Genomic DNA, 23,682 nt, shown 5'->3' with positions numbered 1-23,682 from the left:
CTGCATACCACCACACCCATGCACCTGAGCCACATCACATCCCCACACCGCCAGCGGGCCCTGCGCCAGCTGGCGGTGTTTCTGTTTCCGCTGCGCCCCACCCAGGGCGATGCCCGCTACGGCCAGCGCGGCGGCCTGCTGGCGCTGCGCCAGCCGCATATGGCACGCCACACGCGCGTGCCTTCCTTCTTCGGCCCGCGCAAATCCTTTGCCGCGCGCGTGCGTGCGCTTTATGTACGCATCCACACCTTCTATCTGAAGTTTCTTCAAGGCCATACCTAGTGGCTCGGCACCGGAAGCCGCAGACAGCCCTGTGCGCCGGTTTCCCTCTGTTCCCTAGAAAGCCGTCCTTCCCGGAGGAGGACGGCGCGACCCCGATGCCTGAATCCTTGAAGAAACCCGATGTCCGAATCCGTCCACCCCTGCCTGAACTGTGGCGCCTGCTGCCAGAACTACCGCGTTGAGTTTTCCATTTACGAGCTGCAATCCATGGGCGGCACCGTCCCCGATGAGCTTGCCCATGAAGTGCCCGGCAAAGGCAATCGCGCACGCATGAACGGCACGGAGCGCCACCCGGTGCGCTGCGTGGCGCTGCGCGAGCTGCCCGAGGTCGGCGCGGGCTGCATAGGCTGCGGCATTTACGAGCAGCGCTCGCGCCCCTGCCGCGACTTTCCGTTTGCCTCCTACGGCTGCCATGACACACGCCAGAAGTTCGGCCTGTCGGCACTGAGCGAGGAAGAAGTCCAGCCCTGGCTGGAAGCCGCCTGAGCTTTCGGCAAGCCCGCAAGCACTATCGCTACCAAATAAAAAGCTGCCCGCGCTTGCCAATCAACGACTTCAGATATAAAAGCATCTGAAATGTATAGATAGCAAGCGCAGGCAGCTATATTTTTAGCTGATGCGGTCAGGCTCCGCCTATGTTCAAGCCTTGCGCGTATCCGAGCAGCTGTCGCCACCACAGGCGCTGCAACCGCCGCAACTGCCGCTCTTGCCCGCAGGCGCCAGCGAAGGATGAACCCGCGTCAGCTTGCTGCGCAGACCGGCGGGCATGAAACGCCAGGCCAGCGACACGGCGGCCACCAGCACGATGGCGCCCACTATCAGTTCCTGCCACATAGACAATCCTTTCTCAGCCCAGGGCCACGGCGACGCGATAGGTCACAAAGCTGGCCAGATAGGCCAGAGCAAACAGATAGCCGGCCATCAGCAGCGGATAGCGCCAGCCATTGGTTTCGCGCTTGACCATGGCCAGCGTGGAGATGCACTGGGGCGCAAACACAAACCAGACCAGCAGCGACAGCGCGGTCGCCATCGACCAACTGCTGGCGATCAGCGGGCTCAGCTGCTGGGCCATGGCGTCATCGCCCACGGCCGACAGCGCATACACCGTACCGAGCGCACCCACCGCCACCTCGCGTGCGGCCATGCCGGGCACCAGCGCAATGGCGATCTGCCAGTTGAAGCCGATGGGTGCCAGCACCACTTCCAGCGCACGGCCGATCTGGCCCGCGAAGCTGTAGCGAATCGCGCCTTCGGTCACGCCCTCGGGAGCACCTGGGTAGCTGGAGAGGAACCACAGCACGATGCTGACGGTCAGAATGATGCCGCCGACGCGGCGCAGGAAGATCATGGCCCGCTCGTACAGGCCCAGCACCAGGCTGCGCAGGCTGGGGATGCGGTAGGAAGGCAGCTCCATCAGCAGCGGCGTGCGGGTCTTGACCTTGGTGGCCAGCTTGCCCACCCAGGCCACGGCCATGGCACTGACGATGCCGCCCACATAGAGGGCAAACAGCACCAGGCCCTGCAGATTGAAGAAGCCGGCCACGGTCTGCTCGGGGATGAAGGCGCCGATCAGCAGCGTGTACACGGGCAGGCGTGCCGAGCAGGTCATCAGCGGCGCGATCATGATGGTCAGCAGACGGTCGCGCCAGCTGGAGATCGAACGCGTGGCCATGATGCCGGGCACGGCACAGGCAAAGCTGGACAGCAACGGGATGAAGGAGCGTCCGGACAGGCCCACGCTGCCCATGATGCGGTCCAGCAAAAAGGCGGCGCGCGGCAGATAGCCCGAGTCTTCCAGCACCAGGATGAAGAAGAACAGAATCAGGATCTGCGGCAAAAAGACCACCACCGAGCCTGTGCCGGCAATCACGCCGTCCACCAGCAGGCTGCGCAGCACGCCATCGGGCATCACGCCATGCACCCACTGGCCGAAGTCGCTGACCAGGCCTTCGATGCCGTCCATCAGGGGCTCGGCCCAGCTGAACACGGCCTGGAACATCAGGAACAGAGTCACCACCAGCAGCAGCGTGCCCCACAGCGGGTGCAGCACCACGGAGTCGATGCGATCGTCACGCTGCGTGGGAGCCGCGGGCTCCTGCACGGTCTGGCGCATGATCTCGGCTACCTGCTGGTGCAGGGCCAGCAGCTGGGCGCGCGAGTTGCTTCCCGTCACGGGCTTGAACTGGCCTTCGAGCGTCGGCGCCTTGAGCTGCCTGGCCTGCTCGCTGTCCAGCCAGGCCAGCAAATCCTTGGCGCCGGACAGATGCACGCCCACGCTCTCCACCACGGGCACGCCCAGCAGCTCGCTGAGCCTGGCCTTGTCGATGACCAGTCCCTGGCGACGCGCCATATCGCTCATATTGAGCACCACCACCATGGGCAAGCCCAGAGCGCGCGCTTCCAGCACCAGACGCAGGTTCAGGCGCAGATGGGTGGCATCGGTCACGCAGACCAGCAGCTCGGGCGGCGCTTCGCGCGGATGCTGGCCCTTGACGATGTCGCGCGTGATGCGCTCGTCCTCGCTGTGCGCATCGAGGCTGTAGGTGCCGGGCAGGTCCAGCACGCGCACGCGGCGCTTGCCGGGCGTGCTCAGCCAGCCTTCCTTGCGCTCCACGGTCACGCCCGCGTAGTTGGCCACCTTCTGGCGCGCGCCGGTCAGCAGATTGAACAGCGCCGTCTTGCCGCAATTCGGATTGCCCAGCAGCGCGGCACGCAGGGGCGCCTGCTCCGCAGCTTGAGGGCTCATCATGGTGATCTGGGATTCGCGCGCGTTCATGCTGCGGCCTCCAGCTGCACCAGCACCTGGGACGCCTCGTGGCGGCGCAGCGCAAACGTCGCCTGGCCTATGCGCACGGCCAGCGGGTCGGGGCCGGGAAAGCCGGTGGCAACGACGCGCACGGACTCACCGGGCAGAAAGCCGATTTCCATGAGTCTGAGCAACAGGCTTTCATCCTCGCCTTCGGAGGAAGCCAGATCCACCACCCGGGCCGGCTGATTCACCACCAGCTGATCCAGGCCCATGATGGGCCCGGTGGCCGCGGCGGCAGCGCTGGAAGATGGCACGCCGGATTCAGACGCTTGAACAGAAAGAGCATTCATGGACGAAGTAACTGACACTGCCTCAGACCTCGCCGAGGGGGACTGCAAAGAACTCATAGCGCATTATTAATTGATTTTGATTCTCATTTTCCATTTACTGTAGGCGATTGGTGCACAACGGTGGCGAATTGGCACCAGCAGCATGGACTTTTGGGCGGGTATTGAGCGGCGCGGTTGACAAATCTGCGGCCCGGCACAACCAAAGGATTTGCACAGCTGCGAAAATCGCCGCCCCACCGGAAAAACTCCGCCTTCCCATGACCCACCCCTGCCTTAGCTGCGGCGCCTGCTGTGCGTCCTTTCGTGTCGATTTTTCCGTGCACGAGTCCCAGGAGCATGGGGGCAGTGTCCCCGCAGGGCTGGTTGAGGAAGTCACCGACTACACCTGCCGCATGCGCGGCACGGACTGGGCCAGGCCACGCTGTGCAGCTCTGGTGGGCAAGGTGGGAGAGAAGGCGTACTGCGGCATTTATGAATGGCGCCCCTCCCCTTGCCGGGAGTTCGCCGCGGGCTCGGACGCCTGCAACCGCGTGCGCCAGCGCCATCAGCTGCCTCCGCTGGAAAGCGGTCTGATCTAAGAGTCCCGGTCAGATCCGGGGATCAGGCGCCCTGCTCAATCAGCACCACGCCGATATTGTCCTTGCCTCCCGCGGCATTGGCCGCCTCGATCAAGGCCTCCTGCAACCGCTCCAGCGGCAGGTTTTCCTCGAACAGGGAGGCAAGGCTGGCGTCGCTCAGCATATCGGTCAGGCCGTCCGAGCACAGCAGGATGCGGTCACCCTGCTGCAGCGGCCAGTGGTTCAGCTCCGGCTCCACCTGGGGCATCACGCCCAACGCTCTAGTCACCAGATGGCCGTAGCGCGAGGTCCTGGCATCGGCCTCGCTGATCAGGCCGGCATCGATATCCTGCTGCACCAGCGAATGGTCGCGCGTCAGGCGCTGCAGCCGGCCGGCACGCCAGGCATAGGCCCTGGAGTCGCCCAGATGGGCAATCAGCACTTCGCTCGCCAGCACCAGGGCGGCCACCACCGTGGTGCCCATGCCGCTGCAGCCGGGCGTGGACTGCGCGGCGGCATAGATGGCCGTATTGGCCATGTGCAGAGAGTCCGTCAGCTCGCACTGTGCTGCCAGCATGGATTCATCGGCGGCCGGACCGTGCTGCACGCTGGTCGTGATCAGCTCCACAGCCATGACGCTGGCCACCTCGCCCGCGTTATAGCCGCCCATGCCGTCGGCCAGCACGGCAACCGGCCAGGGCCTGGCCTGCGGCTCCAGCCCCACCGAGTCTTCGTTATTGCTGCGCTGGCGACCCATGTCGGCACGCCCCACCATGCGTACGGCCGGCCAGACTCGGGATGGGCTAGAAGCTGCTGCGGATGACATGGAAGATGGGACGGGGGTCAGGTTCGCGAAAGCATTCAAGCGTAACGCAAGTTAGCTTCGCTCCTTGTCTGAAAAAGACACCGTTTTGCACTTGTTAACCAAGCAAAGGCGCAATTTTGTTCAATACCTGGAACGGCCAAGGACTCAGACTGGCGATCTCTTGTTTCAGGTTTGTCCATGCTTTCTTCTGTTCTGGCCATGGCCGGATTTGCACTCGCCGGCACCATCACGCCAGGGCCGGTGAACGTGCTGGCCCTGCGCCATGGCAACGGCCGCGCTGGCGCCGCCTTCTGCTATGTACTGGGAGCCAGCGTCAGCTACGCCGTCATCGTCTGGCTGATGGGCCAGAGCGGGCAATGGCTGCTCAAGCAGCCAGAGCTGCTGCGCTGGGCGCCGCGTGTCTGTGCTCTCTATCTGCTCTGGCTGGCCTGGCAGCTGGCCAATGCCCCCGGGGCCCATGGCCGGGCGGCCAGGGAGAGCGCTCCCACATCACTGCCGGCCGGTCCAGGCGGAGCGTTCGTGCAAGGCATTGCCATTCAGAGCCTCAACCCCAAGGCCTGGTTGGTGGCGCTTTCGGGCATCGGCATGTTTGTGGCCCCTCTGGCGGCGCAGCAGGTCTCGCTGCCTGCTGCATTGCTGTTGTTTTGCGCCGTCTCCTTGCTGGCCTGCCTGCTCGGCGTTGGCTGCTGGGCCGCGCTGGGCCATGCACTGACCCAATGGCTGAGCACGCCCCTGCGTCAGCGGCGGCTGAACCAGGCCCTGGCCATGGTGCTGGTGGCAAGCGTGGTCAGCATGCTGGCATGATGAGGCCGTCATGCCAGCCCCCAGCCACCATTTCCACCGCCACCCGGCCCTCCCCTGGGCCGAGCTGCGCATCAGCCGCCAGTCCTGCTACAGCTACCGGCTGCATGCGCACGCGCAGTACTCCATAGGCATCGTGGATGAGGGCGAGACCCTGTTTCTGCATGACGATGGCCCCGAAGCATTGAGCGCTGGCAGCGTGGTGCTGATCGAGCCCGGCCACTGGCATGCCTGCAACCCCGAGATATTGCAGCCCTGGTCTTACCGTATGCTGTTCGTGCAGGCCGACTGGGTTCATGAGCGGCTCGGCGTCGGCGGCCTGCGCTTTGCACGGCGCGCGCTGCACAAGCCAGAAATCTCGCGCTGGGCAGACCGTCTCTGCCAGCCGCTTGCCGGCAGCGCCACGGATGCGCAGCTGCGGCAGCACGAGCAATCGCTGACGGATTTCCTGCAGCTGCTGGGCCGTGCCGCCGACTCCCCTGCCCCAGAGCCCCAGCCGCCCGATGCCGTCCTGCCTGCGCTGCAACACATGCACCGCAGCCCCGAAGACGAAACCAGCGTCCAGGCCCTGGCCCTGCGCTGCGGCATGAGCCCCAGCCGTTTCATCCGCCGCTTCAGGGCCGTCACCGGCGTCACGCCCGGGGCCTACCGCCTCAACCTGCGCCTCAATGGCGTGCGCCACCTGCTGGCCCAGGGCGAGCCCCTGGCCTCGGTCGCTCACCAGATGGGCTTTGCCGATCAGGCCCATATGCAGCGCGCCTTCAAGGCCCATCATGCGCTGACGCCCGGCAACTACGCCGGCACGCAGCGCTGAGCCGGCCGGGTCAGGGACATTCGCCGCCACGCCGCCGCAGCCGGTCATTCGCGGGATACTTGCCGCTTCGATTTTTCGCACGCGCAAGTCAGCAATGGCCAACTTTGACAGTATTCAGCAACGCGAGGCAGGCTTGCAGCAGCACCTGAACTCGGCCCAGATGACCATGATCGCCATCGGTGGCGCCATCGGTACCGGTCTCTTCATGGGCAGCGCCTTTGCCATCGGCTTTGCCGGCCCCAGCGTGCTCATCAGCTACGCCATCGGCGCCTTCATCGGCCTGCTGCTCATGGGATGCCTGGCCGAGATGACCGTGGCCCACCCCACCTCGGGCTCCTTCGGCGCCTACGCCGAGCACTACATCAGTCCGCTGGCCGGCTTTGTGGTGCGCTATGCCTACTGGGGAGCCGTGGTGCTGGCCGTGGGCATGGAGGTCACGGCTGTGGGCAAGTACATGGCCTACTGGTTCCCCATGGTGGACCCATGGATCTGGGTGGCGCTGTTCTCGGTCCTGCTGGCCGCCGTCAATGCCACCAGCGTCAAGGCCTTCGGCCAGGTCGAGTACTGGTTCTCCATGGTCAAGGTGATTGCCATCGTGGCCTTCATCCTGATCGGCGCCTATGTGGTCTTCGGCACCCGGCCCGAGGGCGTGGGCTTCGACAACTACTTTGTCGACGGCGGCTTCTTCCCCAACGGCTGGTGGGGCACCTGGGTGGGCGTGATCGTGGCCATCTTCAGCTATCTGAGCCTGGAATCCATTGCCATTGCCGCCGGCGAAGCCCAGAACCCCAAGCAGGCCGTGACCCGCGCCTTCCGCACCACGGTGCTGCGCCTGGTGCTGTTCTATCTCTTGTCGCTGGCACTGATGTTGGCCGTCGTACCCTGGAGCCATGCGGGCACGGACAAGAGCCCGTTCGTCAAGGTGATGGAGATTTTGCAGATCCCCGGCGCGGCCGCGGCCCTCAACTTCGTGGTGTTGCTGGCCTCGCTGTCGGCCATGAACAGCCAGCTCTACGTCACCTCGCGCATGATGTTCAGCCTCTCGCGCGGCGGCTATGCCCCCAAGGGCCTGAGCAAACTCAGCAAAAGCGGCGTGCCGCTGGGCGCAATTGCCGTCTCCTGCCTGGGCATGGCCGTGGCCATGGTGCTCAACGTGCTCAAGCCCGAGCAGTCGCTGGAGCTGATGATGTCGATCGCCATGTTCGGCGCCATGTTTGCCTGGTTCATGGTGTTCGTGACCCATCTGTTCTTCCGCCCGCGCTGGCAACGCGAACACCCGGGCCAGAAGCTGGAGTTCCGCATGTGGGGCTTTCCCGTGCTGACCCTGGTCGGCGCCTTGCTGATGGCGGGCGTGATCGTCACCACGCTGTTTACCAAGGAGTTCCACACCACCGTGCTGGTGGGCGTACCGTTTCTGATCGTGCTGGTACTGGTCTATGCTCTTTGGTATAGGAAGAAGAAGGTCACCCCCTGAGCGGCTTTGCCTAGGCGGCCCCGCCGCTTCCCCCTCTCTCTACGCGCTGCGCGCTATGGGAGGGGGACGACACCATCGCTGCGGGGCGGCCCTTGCTCGGTGTCTTTGACATAGGCTGCGCTACTTGTCACGCTCCCGCTGAAATACACATATTGCTAGTTGCACCATGACACGCCAGATCTGGGATATTTCTCCTGCCATTCATCCTGCCGCACCGGTGTTCCCGGGCGACACGCCCTATAGCCAGGAATGGGTGGCCAGCATTGGCCCGGGCTGCCCGGTCAATGTCAGCGCCATTCATCTCTCGCCCCATGTGGGCGCGCATGCCGATGCGCCGCTGCACTACGATGCGCAGGGCGCGGCCATTGGCGCCGTCGATCTGGATGCCTTTCTGGGCCCCTGCCGCGTGATCCACGCCATGGGCTGCGGGCCGCTGATCGAATGGAGTCACATAGCGCACGCCATCGATGCCGGCCTGCCCGCGCGCGTGCTGGTGCGCACCTACGAGAAAGCGCCCACCGGCTGGGATGCCGACCTCGCCGCCTATGCCCCCGAAACCGTGCGAAAGCTGGCCGACCTCGGCGTCAAGCTGATCGGCATAGACACTGCCAGCATAGACCCCGCCAGCAGCAAGAGCCTGGACAGCCATATGGTGATCCGCCAGCGCGGCCTGCGCGTGCTGGAGAACCTGGTGCTCGACGAGGTTAGCGAGGGTGACTATGAGTTGATCGCTCTGCCGCTCAAGCTCATCGAAGCCGATGCCTCGCCGGTGCGTGCCGTGTTGCGCAGCCTGCTCTGATGCGCTTGGTGCGAGGCAGCGGGGCCGCCCCGGTCTCGGACACAATGGGCGAATTCGAGTCCAGCCATATTTGAATCAGAACCGGCTCTGGCGTAGACACAATCATCGTCAGTAGCTATCAAAATGAGAGAAGGAAGACAATGACCACTTTGCAAGACTGCCAGGCTCTGGACGCCCAGGACCCGCTGCGCGCGCTGCGCGAACGCTTTGCCCTGCCCCAGGGCATGATCTACCTGGACGGCAATTCCCTGGGCGCCCAGCCCAAGGCCGCCGCCGCGCGCGCGGCCGAAGTGGTGACGCAGGAATGGGGCCAGGACCTCATCACCTCCTGGAACAAGGCGGGCTGGATCACGCTGCCCGAGCGCCTGGGCAACCAGTTCGCACCCTGGCTGGGCGTGGGCCAGGGCGAGCTGGTGTTCACCGACACCACCTCCATCAATCTCTACAAGGTGCTGAGCGCTGCTGCACGCATTGCCCGCGAAGATGCGCCCGGCCGCAAAAAGCTGATCAGCGAGCGCAGCAACTTCCCCACCGATCTCTATATCGCCCAGTCCGTGTGTCAGGAATACGGCCTGGAGCTGGTACTGCTCGAGCCCGAGGAAATCGCCGGCGCGCTGCAGACCGACGTGGCGATCTCCATGCTCACCCATGTCAACTACCGCACGGGTGCCATGCACGATATGGCAGCCGTCACGGCCGCCGCCCATGCCAAAGGCATTCTCTGCGTCTGGGATCTGTGCCACAGCGCAGGCGCCGTGCCCGTGGACCTCAAGGGCGCCGATGCCGACTTTGCCGTGGGCTGCAGCTACAAATACCTCAACGGCGGCCCCGGCGCGCCGGCCTTTGTCTGGGCGCATCCACGCCTGATCAACCGCTTCTGGCAACCGCTGTCGGGCTGGTTCGGCCACGCCGAACCCTTCAAGTTCGTGCCCGACTACCACCCCGCCCAGGGCATACAGCGCTATCTCTGCGGCACCCAGCCCATGATCAGCATGAGCGTGCTGCAATGCGGCATCGACATCTACACCGAAGCCGAGGCTTTCGGAGGCATGGCCGCGCTGCGACAGAAATCGCTGGAGCTGACCGATCTGTTCATCCAGCTCGTGGAAGAGCGCTGCCAGGGCCACGGCCTGGGTCTGGCGACACCGCGCGAGCATGCGGCACGCGGCTCCCAGGTCTGCCTGACCCGGGAAGAAGGCCTGGGCGTGAATGGCCAGGGCAGCGGCGCCTACGCCATTGTCCAGGCGCTGATTGCACGCGGCGTGATCGGCGACTTCCGCAAGGGCGACGGCGGCACGGGCAGGCACAAGGACATTCTGCGTTTCGGCTTCACGCCGCTGTATGTGGGCTTTGCCGATGTCTGGAATGCCGTCGAGCATCTGCGCCAGGTGCTGGAATCGGGCGAATGGCAACGGCCCGAGTTCAATACCGTGCACGCCGTGACCTGAGGCAGGCACCGGGGGCGGGCCGGCCGGCATCCGGTCAGGCCCGCGCCCAGCTCCAATTGAGCACGCCCATCAGAGCCACGGCGGCCAGATCCAGCATCAGCACGCTTCGCTGCACCCAGCGCCGCTGATCAGCCCCCTGCGCCAGCAGTTGCACGGCCATCTCCACCTTGCCGGGCGAAGCCATGAGCAGCAACGAGGCACTGACGTTGTGCACGGCCATGAATGGCAGCAGCGGCGCGCCCAGCGCCTGGGCGATCTCGGCCTGCGTGGCCGCGAACATGGCATTCGCCCCGGTATTGGAGCCGGTCACGAAGCCGCCCAACGCTCCCACAAAGGGTGCAGCCAGCAGATACAGCGACCCGCTGCGGGCCAGCGCCTGGGCCAGTTGCGCGGCCATGCCCGAAACCGCCATCAGCACGCCCAGCACAATGAACAGCGCCGTGACCGGTGCCACCTGCAGCCAGGAGCGCCAGACCTTTGCCAGCGATGGGCGCGCCGGCCGGCCTCGCGTGAAAAAAACCGCCGCCACCAGCAGCCACAGTCCCGGCGAAGCCAGCCCATGCCAGGCAGCGGGCAGATCCAGGGTGCGCAGCAGCGCTGCCGCCGCCAGCACGCCTCCCAGCAGCAGCGCATAGGCCGCCAGCGCACGCCGCCCCGGTGCGCTCAGGGGCGGCTTGTCCGCGTCCACTTGCGACACGCGCAGCCGCAGCAGATGCCAGCCCACCACCAGCAAGGCACCGAGTGCCCCCGCGGGCGCCGTGCCTGCCAGGGTATTCATCAGAGCCACGGCCGCCGTCAGCAACAGACCCGACAGCAGGCCCTGCAGCAGAGCCGGCCAGCGACGGCCCGGCACACTCGCCAGAGCCGCCGCCGCCATGCCGGTGATGACAAACGGAATCACGCTGACCAGGGCCGAAGCCTGACCCAGCTCCTTGAACGGCAGACCCGCCATGGTGGCTGCCACCAGCGTCCCCGGCCCCATGGAGCCCCAGGGCACGGCGCACAGGCCCAGCAGGCCGATGAGCACCACCTTGCGCGGCGGCAAGCCGAAGTGCGCGAGCAGCGGTATGCCTATGGTCACGCCCACGCCGAAGCCGGTGACCGACTCGGCAAACGGCGTGATGCCATGCACCACCAGCAGCACGGCGCCCGTGCCGCTGCCGGCCCTGGCCAGCAGCCAGTCGGCCAGGGCCTTCTGCGCTCCCGACGCGCGCAGCACCTCGGACAGCAGCAGCCCGCCTGCCACGATCAGCAGCACTTCCAGCAGCACCGGCGCCCAGTGCATGCCCGCGGCCAGCCATGCTGAAGCGGGCTGCGCAAAGGCTGCGGCAATCACCAGCAGCGCCACCGCCACGCCCAGCGCTGCGGCATGCAGCGAGCGCCAGCCCGCCAGCAGGACGGCGATGACGGTGGCCACGGGCAAGGCACTGATAAACATGTACATTGCATTCATCCTCGAAAAATAATTTCCTATACGCAAAATTATTTTCTCATAGGAAAATTTTCAACACAAGAACAGACGCCATGACAAGGAGCCAGACTTGAACTCCACCACCGCATCGCAGGCATCGGAGCAGGATGCGCTTTTCGGCGCCGCCGTCCGCGCGCGCCGCGCCCAGCTGGGCATCACACTGGATCAGCTGGCCCAGGCCAGCGGCGTCTCACCGGGTGCGCTGTCGCGCGTGGAACGCGGCCTGCTGGCCACCAGCCTGCGCAATGCCATGGCGATTGCACAAGGTCTGGGCTGCGAGCTGGGCGAGCTGGTGCAAAGCGCGCCCAGCGCGCAGATCACGCGCGCCGGCGAGAACCTGCGCTTTGTCGACGAGGTCAGCGGCGTGGAGCGCCTGGCCCTGGCCAGCCCCAGCGCGGGTGTGAACCTCGTGCAATACCGCTTTCCGCCGCATGCGGTCTCCAGCCATTTCGCGGCCCATCGCGCAGGCACACGCGAGGTCTTTCATGTGCTCGAAGGCAGCATCGAAGTCTTCACCGCCCAGGAGCAGGTGCTGCTGCATGCGGGCGACACGGCCACGCTGGTGGTGGACAGCGAACACCGCCTGGCCAATGCCTCGGACCAGCCCGCACGCCTGCTGCTGCTGGTGCTGTCGCCGCCGCTCTGAAGCGCTGCCGCCTGCCGCCTCTCAATAGGCGCTGTCGGCCAGCGAGGCCCACAGGTGCGCGGCCACCAGCGCGCGCCAGGGCCTGAACTGTTCCAGCCAGTCGCTGGCGGCACGCGCGTCGGGCTTGTCGCTGCCGGTAAGCAGACCGATGGCCCGGCGCACTGCCACATCGCCGTGCAGACTGCCGTCGGGCCAGCCATAACCGCGCAGCAAGGTGTAGTTCACCGTCCACGGCCCTATGCCCTTGACCGCCAGCAATTGCGCCGAGGCAGCGGCCACATCCTGCTCCTGCCAATGGCCAGCGGCGCTGCGGGCGGCCCAGTCGTCCAGCGGCAGCTGCCCCTCGGCAACGGCCTGGGCCACGGCCAGCAGGGTCTGGGCCTTGGCCTGGGAAAAGCCCGCGCCGCGCAGCGCGTCCAGCCCCAAGGCCGCCACGCGCTGTGCATCGGGATAAGCGTGCAGGGCCGGCATGTCACCGCCTTGCGCCAGCGGCTCGCCCGCCAGCGCGATCAGCTTGCGCCGCAGCGAAACGGCCACGGCCACCGTGATCTGCTGGCCGGTGATGGCCCAGGTCAGCGCCTCGAAGGGCGTGGGCGAGCCGGGTACATGCAGGCCGGCCTGGCGCGACAGCAGCGCGCCCAGCTCGCGGTGGCCGCCATGCGCCAGCTCCAGCTGGCCGGGCGCGTAGATCAGCCCCAGCATGCGTTTCACCATGGCCTGCAGCGCAGCCCGGTCTGCCTCTGCCGGCTCTGTGTGCGCTGCATGCAAGCTGGCCTGCACCTGTCCGGTCTGCCATTGCAGCTGCAGCAAGGCGGGGCTGCGCTTCCACATGATGGCCTTGTGCAGGCTGCGCGCAGCGGCATCGACCCGCTCGGCCAGTTGCTGCTCGTCGCGATCATGGAAATGCACGAATTCGTCAAAGCGGTAACGCGCGGGCAGGGCAATGGAGACTTCAAGCAGCATGCGGTTTTCTATCACAGGGGGCTGCGCCGTAGCGCGCCTGTGCTTCATTCATTAAATTCATAGCTGCTATCGCTCATCAACCAATGATTTCGGATATAAATCAATTCAAAGTCATTGAGGATCATGCGATGGCAGCTCTCTTTAAGAGAGCTTGAGTCGGGCCTGCTGGGCCTCGCGCAGCAGCAGCGCACGCTTGCGCTCCACACCCCAGCGATAGCCCGAGATGCTGCCGTCGTTGCGCAGCACACGATGACAGGGCACGGCCACTGCAATCGGGTTGGCCGCCACCGCGCTGGCCACGGCCCGCGTGGCGCTGGGCTGGCCCAGTTGCCGGGCCAGTTCGCTGTAGCTGACGGTCTGCCCGGCCGGAATGCTCTGCAGCGCCTGCCACACGCGCTGCTGAAACGCCGTGCCCTGAATATCCAGCGGCAGGGCCAGCCCCAGCCTGGGCTGCTCCATCAGGGCCACCACCTGGGCCACGGTCTGCTCATACTGGGCGTCGGCCCCGATCAGTTGCGCCGCCGCAAAACGCTGCTGCAGATCGTCCACCAGCGCATGGGGATCATCGCCCAGCAGCACGCAGCACACGCCCTTGTCGGTGCTGGCCACCAGCAGGCTGCCCAGCGAGCATTCGGCCAGGGCAAAGCGGATACGCTGGTCCTGGCCGCGCCTGCGATAGGACTGCGGCGCCATGCCCAGCATGGCCGGTGCGTCCTTGTAGAAGCTGCTGCTGGCTTCATAGCCGCTCAGATAGGCCGCATCGGTGACCGACTCGCTGGCCTCCTGCGCCAGCGCGGCACGCACATGCCTGCCGCGATGGGCCTTGGCATAGGCCTTGGGCGTAAGCCCCGTGGCGCGCTTGAAGTTGCGGTGCAACTGCCAGGGACTGAGCCCCAGCCGCTGCGCCAGTTCCTCCAGCGCGGGCATGGGCTCTTCGCTCTCCAGCCAGCGGCAGCACTGGATCATGCGCTCATCTGTTTGCGAATTTGCAGCGGCGGTGGAAGGCAGAGGACTGGGCATGGCGTGAATCTCGGCTGAGTGCGTTTTCTGTCATCGGTCTGTGACTGGCCCGACTTTACGCAAAGCCATGGCAGCTTGCATCCACGTTCTTGCAGGCTTTGTGTGCCCGGATTCGGTTACGCTGCGCGCACTGACCTATCAAAGATGATTTGACCATGACGAATGAATCCTCCGGTTGCCCCCTGCATGGCGGCGCAGCCATCGTCCGCGACGAGAAAGCACAGCTCGACTTCAGCCGTGACATGAGCTATGGCGACTATCTGCATCTGGACCAGATTCTCACGGCCCAGCATCCGCTGTCGCCCGCCCATGACGAGATGCTGTTCATCGTGCAGCACCAGACCAGCGAGCTGTGGATGAAGCTGATGCTGCACGAGGTGCGCGCGGCTACGGCAGCCATTGCCAATGCATCGGGCGAAACCAAGCCCGATGCCTTCAAGATGCTGGCGCGCGTCTCGCGCATCATGGAGCAGCTGGTCAGCGCCTGGACCGTGCTGTCCACCATGACACCGCCTGAGTACTCGGCCATGCGCCCCTATCTGGCCAACTCCAGCGGCTTTCAGAGCTACCAGTACCGCTGCATCGAGTTTGCGCTGGGCAACAAGAACGCGGCCATGCTCCAGCCCCACGCCCACCGCAGCGATCTGCTGGCCCAGGTGCAGGCCGCCTACGAATCGCCATCGCTGTACGACGTGGCCCTGCAGTTGCTGGCCCGCGAAGGCATCGCCGTGCCTGCCGACCGCCTGCAGCGCGACTGGACCCAGCCCTATGAGGCCAGCGAGGGCGTGAAGCAGGCCTGGATCACCGTCTACCGCGATCCGCACAAGTATTGGGATCTGTACCAGCTGGGAGAAAAGCTGGCCGATATCGAAGATGCCTTCCGTCTCTGGCGCTTCCGCCACCTGACCACGGTGGAGCGCGTCATCGGCTTCAAGCGCGGCACGGGCGGCACCGGCGGCGTGAGCTATCTCAAGAAGATGCTGGACGTGGTGCTGTTCCCCGAGATCTGGAGCCTGCGCACCGAGCTGTAGGCCGGTCATCAAGGCCATCGCCATTCAGGCTGCCCCTGCTGCTCTTTCGTGACAGCGCGGGCAGCCTGAATTCTTTAGGCTCCGTGCAAAACCTAACATCACAACAAACTGCCCATGTCTTCCGATCACAGCGCCGCCGAGGCTGCGCCGAGCGCCAGCCCCAAACCCGACTCTTCCGCCTGGGCCATGCTGGTCTGCCTGCTCACAGGCTTTGCATTGAGCCAGGCCTTCAGAACCGTCACCTCCATCATCGCTGACGGTCTGCGCACGGACTTCGGCCTGTCCGCGCAGTCGCTGGGCTCGTTTGCCGGGCTGTTTGCACTGTCCTTCGGCGTGGCCCAGCTGCTCATGGGCATAGGCATGGATATCTACGGCCTGCGCCGCACCGTGCTGCTGGCCTTTCCGCTGTCGATTGCGGGCGCCGCGCTGTCCGCACTCGCACCCAGCTATTCCTGGCTGATGCTGGGTCAGCTGCTGATCGGCGTGGGCTGCTCGCCCGCCTTTCTGGCTAGCACCATGTTTATCGCGCGCCACTTTCCGGCCGATAAATTTGCCTACCTCTCGGGCATAGGCCTGGGCCTGGGCGGGCTGGGCCTGCTGTTTACCGGCACACCCATGGCCTGGCTGGTGCAGCACATGGGCTGGCGCGCCGGCTTTGCGCTGCTGGCGGTGCTGAGTGCGCTGTCCTGGCTGCTGATTTTCTTCAAGGTGCACGAGCCCGAGCTTCCCGGCGATGCCCAGCCCAAGCCCGGCTTCATGCAGGCGCTGCAAGGTTTTGGCAGCCTGCTGCTGCTGCCCCATACCTGGGGCATTGTGCTGCTGGGCATGGTCAGCTACGCCTCGTTTCTCACCGTGCGCGGCCTCTGGCTCAGTCCCATGCTGATGGATCGCTACCAGTTTTCATTGGTCACGACCGGCAATGTGGCCCTGGCCTGCTCCGTCATTTCGCTGTTTGTGCCTTCCATGTTCGGCCGGCTGGACCCCGGTCCGGCCAGGCGTCGCCAGCGCATTGCACGCTTTGCGCTGCTCATGGCAACCGTTTTTGTAGCGCTGGCCCTGCTCCACCAATCCGTAGGCAGCGTGCTGCTGCTGCTGGTCATGAGCGTGCTGTCGGGCTACGGCACGCTGATCTATGCCGATGTGCGTTCCTCCTACCCACCGGCCACGACGGGACGCGCACTGTCCATCTTCACCATGGCCATGTTTCTCGGAGCCGCGCTCATGCAGTGGCTGTCCGGGCTGGTTGCAGGCGTTGCGGAACGCCAGAATGCCGACATCTATCAGGCCGTGATGCTGATGATTGCCGCCATGCTGGGCAGCGGCGTGCTGGCTTACCAGCTCATCAAGCCTTCGCCATTGCTGCACAAGGCCAGCAACTGAGGCGGTCTATCTGCTGGGCAGGCACCGGCGCGAAAACCATTCCGGCTATGGCAACCGGTTGCTAGAGCGCGCCCTCATAGAGCCAGGGCACATCCATGATGCGCCCGCCCAGGGCGCGCAGCGACAGATCGCGCCCCCAGCGAACAGGCCCTGTCGCGTGGAAGATCCGGCCATTGCGCAGCGAGCGTTCCTGCACCCTGGCATTGCGCTGCCAGCGATTCAGCGCATAGCGGCGCAGCCGCAGACTGACATCCAGATCGTGCATGGACAGAGCACTCTGCAACTCGGCTGCATCCTCGATGGCCATGCCCGCACCCTGTGCCAGATAGGGACGCATGGGATGGGCCGCATCGCCCAGCAGGGCTACAAGGCCCTGCACCATCTGGGCCTCTGACGACACCGGCAGCCGGTCGGCCACCGGCCACAAACGCCATTCACCACCCACATCGGGAACATGTTGAACCAGATCCTGCAGGTAAGCGCATGCGCCCTGAAGATGCTGCAGCAGATCGGGCAGATTGGCCGAGTGATCCCAGTTGTCCAGATCCTCGGGGGCCGGCCCCTGCACAATGACCACCAGATTCTGCAGCTCGCCGCGGCGCACGGGGTACTGAATGGCGTGCAGCTGCGGACCCAGCCAGGCCGTGACCTCGCTGGTGCGCAAGCGCTTGGGCAGATTGGCCTGATGCACCAGGGCACGGTAGGCCAGGTGCCCGGTCACACGCGGCGGGCCATCACCCAGCATCTGTGCACGCACGGCACTGCGCACGCCATCAGCGCCGATCAGGGCGTCGCCCTCGATGAGCTTGCCGGTACTGGTGCGAATGGTGACCACGCCGTCCTGCTGGCTATAGCTGCTGACGAACTGGTCGAGGTTGAGGTGAGCCTCTGGCAGAGCCTGCAAGGCCTCCAGCAGAATCTGGTGCAGGTCGGCGCGATGAATGGTCAGGTAGCTGGCTCCATAGCGCTGCACCATATCTGCGCCCAGGGGCAATCGCCCCAGCTCTTGCCCCGTCACGGCACTGCAGGCTCGCAAGGACAAAGGGCAGGCCACAACCTGCTGCAACGATCGCTGCAGCCCCCATGCCTGAAGACAGCGCACCACATTGGGCCCCAGCTGAATACCGGCTCCGACTTCGGAAAACTGCGCTGCACGCTCGAACAGACGCACATCCCAGTCAGCCCGCACCGCCGCAATGGCAGCTGCCAGACCGCCAATACCGCCACCCGCAATCAACACCTGCTTGTTCATGGACTCTTATTGTGCCGCGTAGTCGCCAGCATCGAAGAGAACTCTTGTTTGCGCTGCCGCAAACCTTGCAGCCATGAAAAAAGCCCGCCAAGGCGGGCTCTTTCAACGTGCGCAAAAGCAGATCAAATAGCGAACTTTTCGCGATCCTGGTCTGCAATCCACTTTGGCGGCTTGCCACGACCGGTCCAAGTCTGACCCGTAGCAGGATCACGATACTTGGGGGCCACCTTGGCGCCCGCATTGGCGGAAGAGCGCGCGCGAGCGGGAGGGAAAACATCTTCAGCAGTCAAGCCGTACTCGGCAATCAGGCCGCGAACCTTGCTCACAGCTTCAGCCAGTTCACGCGAACGGGCTTCGTTGATTTGCTGTTCCAGCTCTTCTCTCTGCTTCAGGAGTTCCTTGTAAGTGCTCATGATTTGCGCTTCTTGGTTGATTAAAGTGAACTCATTATAAATGCCGGAATTTCAAATTCATGATTTTCCTAGTAAGCAAAAACCACAATTCAGAATATCTATAAAATGCAACCACGTGTTAATAAATAGCTATTCAGCCTCAGGAGCTGCCAATATCCCGTCGATACGCTTTCGTCCAAATCGATCAGCTCAAATATCCAGGCACCACACAAGACCTTCACGTCCGGAACGGGCAAATGGCTGCTTGGGCAAGGAATAAACCGGCCGGCGTGTTATGGTGCGCCCCGGCCTTCGCCTGGCAATACTCAAATAGTCAGCCTGGCCTTCAATTCTGAATAGGCATCAGGCCCTTGAGCAGCCAGAATCCGTCTTCTCTGCGAGTTGCCCAGGCCTCAGCTCCTCCAAGAAGCAAAGCTCTCTGGCACTGACTTAGAGCCAACCATGCTTAGAGCCAATCATGCGGTGTCGTGATGCCCTGCTCCGCCCCATATTCGTCGACGAAAAACACCCCGCTCCCTGCATTGGCACGCAGTTGATCCAGCCGCCTCGGCCCGCACCAAGTCTCAGGCAATAATTTCAAAGCCAGCGCCTGCTCTCCCTGCAGGTCTTGTGACTTCTCAGCGAGCGCCAGCCCATTGGACACGCCGATGATGCCTTGCATCTCGTCCAGCGAGCTGCGGCATGCAGTAACCAGGAATGTCTTCCCAGCTCTCCATCCGGGCAACCGCCAGGCATAGGCCTGCAGAACCTGATGCATCGCCATTTCGCCATCCAGGTAATACATATCGGCGTAAATAACATTGAATACGTCAGATAAATATCGTCTAAATGAAATACGCTTACGCCGCCTGATGTTCATGCACCTCCATCAAACCTGGCTGACGCCCCTGCTCCAAACCAGCTGCGATTTCTTCCTCGATCATTGCTGCACAGGTGAACTCACTAATCCGCAGCAAAGTCAATATGACATGCATTGAAAATGACAACAAACGCACAAAGGACTTTGCGATAGATGCAACCCAGGCCATGGAGCGCCTTGCCATGCCGAAACCAGCGCTGAATAGGGCTGCCCGATACGCTTTTGAGCAAGCTCTCCAAAGATAATCGTTATAAATGTAATAGCAGTTACGACGATAGTCGTTGCCGAAATGGTTGCTGTCCTTTCCAATATTCCCGGAGATATCAGCCAAACGGCCAATCCATCGCTGATCGCAGCCCCACCCCAATACCGTTGAGCGTCCGATGGAGGTAATTTCAAGCTGCACGAAAGACAGAAACTGCGTGGACTCTCAAGCAACTCCAGCACAGCTTTGGCGTCCTTGCTCACGAGCTTTGCCAAAGCCGGCAATCCTGCCCTGCAGCCGGAAGGCCAATGCCAGTTTCGACATTACAAACACCCCGTTAAGCAGTGTCAGCAATGCAAACAGCAGAAAATCCCTGACTCGTCCATCAGAAAGAAGACCATGGCACTTTACTGTATCGGGGACATCCAGGGCTGCGATGACGCTTTCGAGCGCTTATTGCAAACCGTGGATTTTTCCGCAAGTCGGGACACACTTTACGTGCTCGGCGACCTTGTCAATCGCGGCCCCAAATCCGCCGAGGTATTGCGCCGCTGCATGCAGGGCGGCGATGCCATTCGCCCTCTGCTCGGCAATCACGACCTGCACCTGCTGGCCGCAGCCCGGGGCCTTCGCCGTCAAAGCAAGCGCGACACTCTGGCCCAGGTTCTGAGCGCACCCGATTGCGATGACCTGCTGCACTGGCTGCGCCAGCAGCCTCTGGCTCGCCTGCACACCAATGCGCTGGGTGAGAACCTTCTCATGGTGCATGCCGGCGTGCTTCCTCAATGGAGTGTGCAGGATGCCGTGGCCTTCAGCACCGAAGTTCAGGCCGTGCTTCAGCATGCCGACCATGCGCGTTTTTTGCAGAATATGTACGGCAACCAGCCCGATCGCTGGTCCGCCGACCTGCAAGGCGATGACAGACTGCGCTGCATCGTCAACGCCTTTACCCGTCTGCGTTTTTGCAGTGCCGAGGGCGTCATGGATTTTGAGAGCGCGGAATCCGCCGATCACGCACCCGAAGGACTGATGCCCTGGTTCGATGTGCCGGGCCGGCTCACTGCCGATACACCCATGGCTGTTGGGCACTGGTCCACGCTGGGCCATGTCAACCGGCCCGATCTGATGGCCATGGACACCGGTTGCGTCTGGGGCGGCTGCCTCAGCATGATGAGAATCGGGGAGCGCATGGACGAACGAGAGCTGATACAGCTGCAGTGCCCACAGGCTCAGGTGCCTGGCAGCAAGGGCTGATGCTTCAAAAAAGAAACGCCTGCATCCGCAGGCGTTTCTTGTGGCGCGATGACCCCGTGTTCAGGAAGCCACGACGGGAGCCTTGAACAAAGCGGCAATCTTGCGCTTGGGCTTGATGCTTGTGCTCTTGACCGGGGCTGCATGCTTGCTGTCCCAGGATGCGGTCTCGCTGACGCTGCTGGCCTCATAGGGCTTGTCAAAGAACGGATCCAGATTGACAGGACGCTGGGCCATGCGCGATGGACGATGCGCATGACCGCCACGCGATGCTGCATCGAATTCGCGCTCGCGACGCGGACGATACTCCTCGTCGCTGCGGCTGCGGCGTGCCGGACGGAAATCCAGCATGGGCGCGGGCTCGACTTCGATCTTCTTCTTGGTGAGCTTTTCGATGTCGGCCACATTGCGGCTGTCATGATCGGTCACCAGAGTCACTGCCAGGCCCGATGCGCCGGCTCGACCGGTACGGCCGATGCGGTGCACATAGTCTTCCGCATTGAAAGGCACGTCGTAGTTGAAGACTGCGGGCACATCCTTGATGTCCAGACCTCGCGCGGCCACATCGGTACAGACCAGCAGATCCACCTCGCCGGCTTTGAAGGCTTCCAGCGCCTTCAGGCGCTCGTCCTGGCTCTTGTCTCCATGCAGTGCGGCGGCACGCAGACCGTCACGCTCCAGGGCACGCGTCAGACGCGCACAACCCAGCTTGCTGTTGGAGAAGATAAAGGCCTGGCGAATGTCGCGCTCCTTGAGCACGGAACGAATCGCGTAACGCTTGTCGTCATCCGTGACCTTGTAGAAGCGCTGCTCCACGGTGGATGCAGTCTCGTTGGGACGAGCCACCTCGATGGTCACCGGATCCTGCAGATAGCTGCCGGCCAGACGCTTGATCTCGGGCGAGAACGTGGCCGAGAACAGCAGCGTGGTGCGACTCTTGGGCAGATAGGAGAGGATGCGCTGCAAATCGGGCAGAAAGCCGATATCCAGCATGCGGTCGGCCTCGTCCAGCACCACATACTCCACCTGATTGAGCACCACATTCTTGGCCTCGATGTGGTCCAGCAGACGACCGGGCGTGGCCACCAGCACCTCGACGCCTTTTTTCAGCTCGATGGTCTGGGGCTTCATATCCATGCCACCAAACACCACGGTGCTGCGCAGCTTGGTGTGCTTGGCGTACAGGGCAATCTGTTGTGCCACCTGGTCGGCCAGCTCACGCGTGGGCAGCAGCACCAGGGCACGCACCGGATGGCGGGCAGGCGATGCCGAGGCGTTTTCATGGCGCATCAGGCGCTGCAGCAGGGGCAGGGAGAAAGCCGCCGTCTTGCCTGTGCCGGTCTGGGCTGCGCCCATGACGTCCTTGCCGGTCAATACCACCGGAATGGCCTGCGCCTGAATCGGAGTCATGGACTCATAGCCCATGTCGGCCACTGCGCGTGCCAGGGGCTCAGCCAAGTGAAGATTGGAGAAAGAGCTTGTCATTGAGGGCGTTATTGTCGCACCGAGTGGGTTTTTCGCGTTGGCTTTGTGATTTTCTGCAGATGAAAAGCCTTCGCCCCCTCTGTTTTCACGCGTAAAAAGCCTTGCCAATATCCCGTGCAATCTATCGGGATAACCCGGATTTTCACATTCTGCCGCCCCAAAAACAAAGGCGTGTGACAGTGCACACGCCTGGTTCAGGCCAACTTGTGGCTCAAAGCGACTGAGCTGCGAAGGTATCGCAGGCCTTGACGCTGCCGCTCTTGTAGCCCTGGGTGAACCAGCGCACACGCTGGGCGCTGGAGCCATGGGTAAAGCTGTCGGGACGCACCGTGCCCGTGGCTTCGCGCTGCAGCTTGTCGTCGCCGATCTGCTGTGCGGCATTCATCGCCGACTCGATATCGCCCTGCTCCAGCCAGCTCTTGGCCTGCTGCGACTTGTTGGCCCAGATGCCGGCCAGGCAGTCGGCCTGCAGCTCCAGACGCACGGACATGGCATTTTGCTCGCGTTCGCTGACACGGCCACGCATGCTGTCCACCTTGCCCGAGATGCCGAGCAGGTTCTGCACATGGTGGCCCACTTCATGGGCAACCACATAAGCGCGCGCGAACTCACCGGGAGCACCAAGCTGACGGCTCATGGTGTTGAAGAAGTCCATGTCCAGATAGACCTTGTAGTCACCCGGGCAGTAAAACGGCCCCATGGCCGACTGTCCCGTGCCGCAGGCCGTGCGCGTCACGCCGGTGAACAGCACCAGCTTGGGGTTCTGATACTGAGCACCGCCTTCACGGAAGATCTGGGTCCAGACATCCTCGGTTGAAGCCAGCACCGTGGAGACAAACTTGGCCCCCTGGTCATCGCCAGCCGGGCGATGCGCCGGAGCCTGCTGCACCTGGGGCGAGCCCCCACCGGAGAGAACGCCAATCGTGGTCAGTGGGTTGATGCCGAACACGCCCCAGCCAATCAGCGCCAGCACCACGGTGCCGATGCCGATGCTGCGACCACCAATGGGAAAACCACCGCCACCACCACCGTCTCCACGGCGATCCTCGACGTTGTCCGACTCGCGGTTACCTTCCCATCTCATGGTGCTTACTCCTTAGCTGTGTTGCACGCGGCCTGCGCCGGGTGGCGATATTAAGGGCTGCGGCTCCGAATGCAGGTATCAAGCTGTGCTTTTGCCACCTCAGTCAAGCTGCAGCGCAGCATTGTTGACGTTTGGCCTGGTGTTCAGCGGCCGGCAGGCGTGGAGATCAAGGGCACGCCCGGCGCGCCAGGCATGGACTGAGGCTGGTTGCGGGCTACCTGTTCCTCCACCACATCGACCATGCTCAGAAACAGAAAGGCCACTGCCAGCAGGCCCACCACCGCCAGGGCCGCCGATACCCAGAGCTTGGCCGAAGAGGATTTGCGCGGTGCTGCCGACTGCTGCTGGGTCGGCTCATATCTTGCAGCCGAGCCGCCATCCCGCCAGACAGGCTCGACATGACCACGACTGGAAGGCGCTTGTGTCCAGGTAGGGTCCTTGCGTTGCCCGGAGCGGGGAGAAAAGCCAAACATGTGTACGACAAAATCGATGGATAAGACAGTGGCTATTGTGCGCGCTGGC

At 63.7% G+C, this 23,682-nt stretch carries 26 protein-coding genes; 12 read left to right on the top strand and 14 right to left on the bottom strand.

Going from position 1 to position 23,682, the window contains the following annotated elements; translation table 11 throughout:
* The first annotated feature begins 18 nt into the window (after window positions 1–18).
* On the top strand, window positions 19–282 hold the full coding sequence (locus ACWGXF_RS09370) for a hypothetical protein (RefSeq protein WP_003067103.1): 264 nt from the start codon (window positions 19–21) through the stop codon (window positions 280–282).
* A gap of 120 nt (window positions 283–402) precedes the next feature.
* Window positions 403–768, top strand: a complete 366-nt coding sequence (locus ACWGXF_RS09365; protein WP_012839459.1) for a YkgJ family cysteine cluster protein — start codon at window positions 403–405, stop codon at window positions 766–768.
* A 153-nt stretch (window positions 769–921) separates the two neighbouring features.
* Here the strand turns inward: ACWGXF_RS09365 and ACWGXF_RS09360 are convergent, their stop codons facing one another.
* Genes ACWGXF_RS09360 through ACWGXF_RS09350 form a run of 3 tightly spaced genes read right to left on the bottom strand, consistent with a single transcriptional unit; the run spans window position 922 to window position 3,381 of the window.
* The gene (locus tag ACWGXF_RS09360) at window positions 922–1,116 is read right to left on the bottom strand and encodes a hypothetical protein (RefSeq protein ID WP_003067100.1); all 195 of its coding nucleotides are present in this window, start codon (window positions 1,114–1,116) and stop codon (window positions 922–924) included.
* A 13-nt stretch (window positions 1,117–1,129) separates the two neighbouring features.
* Window positions 1,130–3,058 (bottom strand): ferrous iron transporter B, encoded by a 1,929-nt coding sequence (gene feoB / locus ACWGXF_RS09355; RefSeq protein WP_256631122.1) that lies wholly within the window; start codon window positions 3,056–3,058, stop codon window positions 1,130–1,132.
* A complete protein-coding gene (locus tag ACWGXF_RS09350; protein ID WP_256631123.1) occupies window positions 3,055–3,381 on the bottom strand; it encodes a FeoA family protein in 327 nt (108 codons plus the stop codon). The genes feoB and ACWGXF_RS09350 overlap by 4 nt, the downstream gene beginning before the upstream one ends.
* A 257-nt stretch (window positions 3,382–3,638) precedes the next feature.
* Between ACWGXF_RS09350 and ACWGXF_RS09345 the strand changes: the two genes are divergently transcribed.
* The gene (locus ACWGXF_RS09345; RefSeq protein ID WP_034353576.1) at window positions 3,639–3,959 is read left to right on the top strand and encodes a YkgJ family cysteine cluster protein; all 321 of its coding nucleotides are present in this window, start codon (window positions 3,639–3,641) and stop codon (window positions 3,957–3,959) included.
* Window positions 3,960–3,981: 22 nt separating this feature from the next.
* Here ACWGXF_RS09345 and ACWGXF_RS09340 read toward each other — a convergent pair whose 3' ends face one another.
* Window positions 3,982–4,713 carry a Stp1/IreP family PP2C-type Ser/Thr phosphatase gene (locus tag ACWGXF_RS09340; protein ID WP_012839463.1) on the bottom strand — a complete coding sequence of 244 codons (732 nt, stop codon included), beginning with the start codon at window positions 4,711–4,713 and terminating at the stop codon, window positions 3,982–3,984.
* Window positions 4,714–4,941: 228 nt separating this feature from the next.
* Between ACWGXF_RS09340 and ACWGXF_RS09335 the strand changes: the two genes are divergently transcribed.
* The 5 genes from ACWGXF_RS09335 to kynU all read left to right on the top strand — a co-directional run bounded on the left by ACWGXF_RS09335 (window position 4,942) and on the right by kynU (window position 10,100).
* On the top strand, window positions 4,942–5,568 hold the full coding sequence (locus ACWGXF_RS09335) for a LysE family translocator (protein WP_452101859.1): 627 nt from the start codon (window positions 4,942–4,944) through the stop codon (window positions 5,566–5,568).
* A gap of 10 nt (window positions 5,569–5,578) precedes the next feature.
* Entirely contained in the window at window positions 5,579–6,379 is an 801-nt protein-coding gene (locus tag ACWGXF_RS09330; RefSeq protein WP_256631126.1) for an AraC family transcriptional regulator, read from the top strand.
* Window positions 6,380–6,473: 94 nt separating this feature from the next.
* A complete protein-coding gene (locus ACWGXF_RS09325) occupies window positions 6,474–7,853 on the top strand; it encodes an amino acid permease (protein WP_256631127.1) in 1,380 nt (459 codons plus the stop codon).
* Between the two features lie 166 nt (window positions 7,854–8,019).
* Window positions 8,020–8,652: an arylformamidase gene (gene kynB, locus ACWGXF_RS09320; protein WP_054074615.1), complete on the top strand. Its 633-nt coding sequence runs from the start codon at window positions 8,020–8,022 to the stop codon at window positions 8,650–8,652.
* A gap of 140 nt (window positions 8,653–8,792) precedes the next feature.
* The gene (gene kynU / locus ACWGXF_RS09315; RefSeq protein WP_256631128.1) at window positions 8,793–10,100 is read left to right on the top strand and encodes a kynureninase; all 1,308 of its coding nucleotides are present in this window, start codon (window positions 8,793–8,795) and stop codon (window positions 10,098–10,100) included.
* A 34-nt stretch (window positions 10,101–10,134) separates the two neighbouring features.
* On the opposite strand, the gene ACWGXF_RS09310 is transcribed toward kynU, so the two are convergent.
* Window positions 10,135–11,544, bottom strand: coding sequence for an SLC13 family permease (locus ACWGXF_RS09310; protein ID WP_256631129.1), 1,410 nt, complete (start codon window positions 11,542–11,544; stop codon window positions 10,135–10,137).
* 97 nt (window positions 11,545–11,641) lie between these two features.
* On the opposite strand from ACWGXF_RS09310, the gene ACWGXF_RS09305 reads away from it, so the two are divergent.
* Complete coding sequence (locus tag ACWGXF_RS09305; RefSeq protein ID WP_256631130.1) at window positions 11,642–12,217, top strand: helix-turn-helix domain-containing protein; 576 nt, start codon at window positions 11,642–11,644, stop codon at window positions 12,215–12,217.
* Between the two features lie 21 nt (window positions 12,218–12,238).
* Here the strand turns inward: ACWGXF_RS09305 and ACWGXF_RS09300 are convergent, their stop codons facing one another.
* Together ACWGXF_RS09300 and ada are read right to left on the bottom strand one after the other, a co-directional pair.
* Window positions 12,239–13,228 carry a DNA-3-methyladenine glycosylase 2 gene (locus tag ACWGXF_RS09300; protein WP_256631131.1) on the bottom strand — a complete coding sequence of 330 codons (990 nt, stop codon included), beginning with the start codon at window positions 13,226–13,228 and terminating at the stop codon, window positions 12,239–12,241.
* Window positions 13,229–13,321: 93 nt separating this feature from the next.
* Complete coding sequence (gene ada, locus ACWGXF_RS09295; protein WP_057093128.1) at window positions 13,322–14,200, bottom strand: bifunctional DNA-binding transcriptional regulator/O6-methylguanine-DNA methyltransferase Ada; 879 nt, start codon at window positions 14,198–14,200, stop codon at window positions 13,322–13,324.
* 155 nt (window positions 14,201–14,355) lie between these two features.
* On the opposite strand from ada, the gene kynA reads away from it, so the two are divergent.
* Window positions 14,356–15,231: a tryptophan 2,3-dioxygenase gene (kynA, locus tag ACWGXF_RS09290; RefSeq protein WP_003067178.1), complete on the top strand. Its 876-nt coding sequence runs from the start codon at window positions 14,356–14,358 to the stop codon at window positions 15,229–15,231.
* Window positions 15,232–15,345: 114 nt separating this feature from the next.
* Window positions 15,346–16,611: an MFS transporter gene (locus tag ACWGXF_RS09285; protein ID WP_003067177.1), complete on the top strand. Its 1,266-nt coding sequence runs from the start codon at window positions 15,346–15,348 to the stop codon at window positions 16,609–16,611.
* Between the two features lie 61 nt (window positions 16,612–16,672).
* Here ACWGXF_RS09285 and ACWGXF_RS09280 read toward each other — a convergent pair whose 3' ends face one another.
* The 4 genes from ACWGXF_RS09280 to ACWGXF_RS09265 all read right to left on the bottom strand — a co-directional run bounded on the left by ACWGXF_RS09280 (window position 16,673) and on the right by ACWGXF_RS09265 (window position 19,466).
* A complete protein-coding gene (locus ACWGXF_RS09280; protein ID WP_256631133.1) occupies window positions 16,673–17,863 on the bottom strand; it encodes an FAD-dependent monooxygenase in 1,191 nt (396 codons plus the stop codon).
* 122 nt (window positions 17,864–17,985) lie between these two features.
* On the bottom strand, window positions 17,986–18,276 hold the full coding sequence (locus ACWGXF_RS09275) for an H-NS histone family protein (RefSeq protein ID WP_003052529.1): 291 nt from the start codon (window positions 18,274–18,276) through the stop codon (window positions 17,986–17,988).
* Window positions 18,277–18,721: 445 nt separating this feature from the next.
* A complete protein-coding gene (locus ACWGXF_RS09270; RefSeq protein WP_256631135.1) occupies window positions 18,722–19,135 on the bottom strand; it encodes a TlyC in 414 nt (137 codons plus the stop codon).
* A complete protein-coding gene (locus ACWGXF_RS09265) occupies window positions 19,116–19,466 on the bottom strand; it encodes a hypothetical protein (protein WP_256631136.1) in 351 nt (116 codons plus the stop codon). The genes ACWGXF_RS09270 and ACWGXF_RS09265 overlap by 20 nt, the downstream gene beginning before the upstream one ends.
* 273 nt (window positions 19,467–19,739) lie before the next feature.
* Between ACWGXF_RS09265 and ACWGXF_RS09260 the strand changes: the two genes are divergently transcribed.
* Window positions 19,740–20,594: a symmetrical bis(5'-nucleosyl)-tetraphosphatase gene (locus tag ACWGXF_RS09260; protein WP_256631137.1), complete on the top strand. Its 855-nt coding sequence runs from the start codon at window positions 19,740–19,742 to the stop codon at window positions 20,592–20,594.
* 60 nt (window positions 20,595–20,654) lie between these two features.
* On the opposite strand, the gene ACWGXF_RS09255 is transcribed toward ACWGXF_RS09260, so the two are convergent.
* From ACWGXF_RS09255 to ACWGXF_RS09245, 3 genes are all read right to left on the bottom strand, one after another.
* Complete coding sequence (locus tag ACWGXF_RS09255; RefSeq protein ID WP_034353612.1) at window positions 20,655–22,076, bottom strand: DEAD/DEAH box helicase; 1,422 nt, start codon at window positions 22,074–22,076, stop codon at window positions 20,655–20,657.
* A gap of 211 nt (window positions 22,077–22,287) precedes the next feature.
* A complete protein-coding gene (ypfJ, locus tag ACWGXF_RS09250) occupies window positions 22,288–23,160 on the bottom strand; it encodes a KPN_02809 family neutral zinc metallopeptidase (RefSeq protein ID WP_034370471.1) in 873 nt (290 codons plus the stop codon).
* A 143-nt stretch (window positions 23,161–23,303) separates the two neighbouring features.
* Window positions 23,304–23,633, bottom strand: coding sequence for a hypothetical protein (locus tag ACWGXF_RS09245; protein WP_452101858.1), 330 nt, complete (start codon window positions 23,631–23,633; stop codon window positions 23,304–23,306).
* Window positions 23,634–23,682: the final 49 nt, after the last annotated feature.

The organism is Comamonas sp. HJ-2 (genome assembly GCF_053615495.1).
This window is presented reverse-complemented; position numbering and strand designations above follow the sequence as displayed.